General features: G+C 68.4%; 2 protein-coding genes. Both read left to right on the plus strand.

From position 1 onward, the window contains the following. The first annotated feature begins 5 nt into the window (after positions 1–5). Positions 6–1,238 carry a glycoside hydrolase family 76 protein gene (locus tag KDB67_RS18740; RefSeq protein ID WP_291019041.1) on the plus strand — a complete coding sequence of 411 codons (1,233 nt, stop codon included), beginning with the start codon at positions 6–8 and terminating at the stop codon, positions 1,236–1,238. A gap of 226 nt (positions 1,239–1,464) precedes the next feature. After that, positions 1,465–2,357 (plus strand): CocE/NonD family hydrolase (locus KDB67_RS18745; protein WP_291019039.1); only part of this gene is annotated, 893 nt, incomplete at its 3' end.

Below are 2,357 nucleotides of genomic sequence, written 5' to 3' on the forward strand. Positions count from 1 at the left end.
CGGCTATGGACTCATGGCCGACCGCTCACCGCCCAGCCGCTTCGGGTGCCGCCGCATGGGCGTCCGCCTCACCCAACGACCGGGCGGCGGACGCCGCCCACGCCGTGGCGACCAGGCACCTGCGCCGGTTGCTGCGCCTGCCGGGCACCCGCATCGCCGATGTCACCTGGCCCAAGCGCAAGGCCGGTAGCTGGCACTACTGGTGGCACGCCCACTTCGTTGACACTCTCGTCGACGCGGCGGTTCATCGTCCCTCCGGCAGCGCGAGCGGCGACCGGTCCTTCGATCCGCTCGTCGCCGGGGCCACCGATCTATTGCTCCGCGGCATCCGGCTGCGCAACCGGGGCAGGTGGATCAACAACTACTACGACGACATGGCGTGGCTGGGTCTGGCCGTCGAACGCGCCGACCGCAAGCTCGAGCTGTCACACCTACGGGCCCAGGAGGCGCTGACGGGGCAGATGCTGGCCCCGTGGGCGCCGGAGGCCGGCGGCGGCATCCCGTGGCGCAACAAGAAGGCGTCGAACGAGTCCGATCCGTTCTTCAACGCTCCCGCCAACGGGCCCGCGGCTATTCTGCTGGCGCGGACCGGTCATGTGGAGCGGGCGGCGGCGATGTGCGACTGGATCGACGCCACCCTGGTGGACCCCGAGTCGAAGTTGATCATCGACGGCATCCGGCCGCGGCCCGGCGGCACGGAGCGCGTGAAGGCGATCTATACCTATTGTCAAGGGGTTGTCCTGGGTGCCGAGACCGAACTGCTGCGACTGACGGGCGATGCCGTGCACGCCGAGCGCGTCGACCGGTTGCTCGGCGCGGTCGAGCGCCGAGTGGCCCCAGACGGGATCATCAAGGCCGCTCCGTTCGGCGGTGGCGGCGACGGCGGCCTGTTCGCCGGTATCCTCGCCCGCTATCTGGCGCTCGTCGCCACCGATCTGCCGGATTCGGCCCCGGGCGCCGCCGACCTGCGCCGACGGGCGGCGACCATCGTCACCACCAGCGCCGAGGCCGCGTGGACGCACCGGCTCGACGTCGACGGGTCGCCCGTGTTCGGCCACGACTGGCGGACTCCTGCCCGGATGCCGGTCTCCGGGGGAGCCGCCGGCAAGACCGTGGACGGTGCCACGCAGTCGTCGCAGATGCCCGAGCAGGACCTGTCGGTTCAACTGTCCGGATGGATGGTTTTGGAGGCGGCCGCCGCCGTTGACCTGGGACTTTCCGAACACGTATTAAATTGAGGCCCCCCGGATGTGTAGTTGAGACAGAACCTGAGATAGTCTCAGCTAGACCGTGGACGTGACATAAGACACAGATCGACTTTGTTATATGAAATGTTCGCACTGACACGACGAGGTGCCGGCAGGCCCCCGACGACGTTGACAACACAACGTTGACAGCGTTTCGGGGCCACCGCTTCCCCCTTGGGGCGACACGTCGTCACGCGCGGGAAGCAGGTGATGCACCATGACGTATCAACTCGATCCGGTTCAGCTCGGTCCGGTCCTTGGCCGCCTCGGGGCAGTGCCGGAGATCCCCCGTGCCGACGGACCGCCGCTGCGCCGCGGGGATCACTTCGGCACTCTCCCACTGGGGGATCCGACCGGCGGTGCCGACGGCATCCGCTGGCGTGAGCAGGTGGACGGCAAGCAGATCTACCCGCGGGTGTCCATCGACCGCGACGTCACCATCCGGATGAGCGACGGCGTCAAACTACGTGCCACCGTCATCCGGCCGGCCAACCGGTTCGGGCAGACCGCACTCACCCCCTACCCGGCGATCGTCAACATCAACCCGTACAACCGGGCCGCCATCGACTTCATCGACCACGCGCTCCACGTGCCCGTCGTCAGCAAGGCGATGCGCAACGCCGCCGGCTCGGTCGACGCCACCGGCACCGCTTTCGAAGGGCTGAGCAAGCTCACCAAGACCCTCGCGGGCGGCGTGTTCGACGTCTTCGGCGTCAACCGCACGCTCGTGCGCTCGGGCTACGTCCAGATCATCGTCGACGTCCGCGGCACCGGTGCCAGCCACGGCAAATGGGAGATCCTCGGTGCCCGCGAACAGCAGGATTCCGTCGAGATCCTCGACTGGGTGCGCGAGCAGGACTGGTGCGACGGCAAGCTCGGCCTGGCCGGCTGGTCGTACTCGGCCATCAACTCGCTGCAGGCCGCCGACAAGCGACCCGAGGGCCTGGGCGCGGTGTTCGCCGTCGAGGGCTGCGACGACATCGTCCGCGACATCTACATCACCGGCGGTATGCCGTCGGCGTTCATCCCGGCCTGGCTGTCGGTGGTCAATCTGCTCAAGTGGCTGCCCAATCCGTCGACGCTGATGCGCGACATGGTGCGCGGCGACGC

The organism is Gordonia sp. (in: high G+C Gram-positive bacteria) (assembly GCF_020438995.1).
Classification (GTDB): Bacteria; Actinomycetota; Actinomycetes; order Mycobacteriales; family Mycobacteriaceae; genus Gordonia.

Bases quoted from the DNA above. Each gene is read 5' to 3' on its own strand.
- KDB67_RS18740 (WP_291019041.1), top strand. From the start codon at position 6: ATGGACTCATGGCCGACCGCTCACCGCCCAGCCGCTTCGGGTGCCGCC.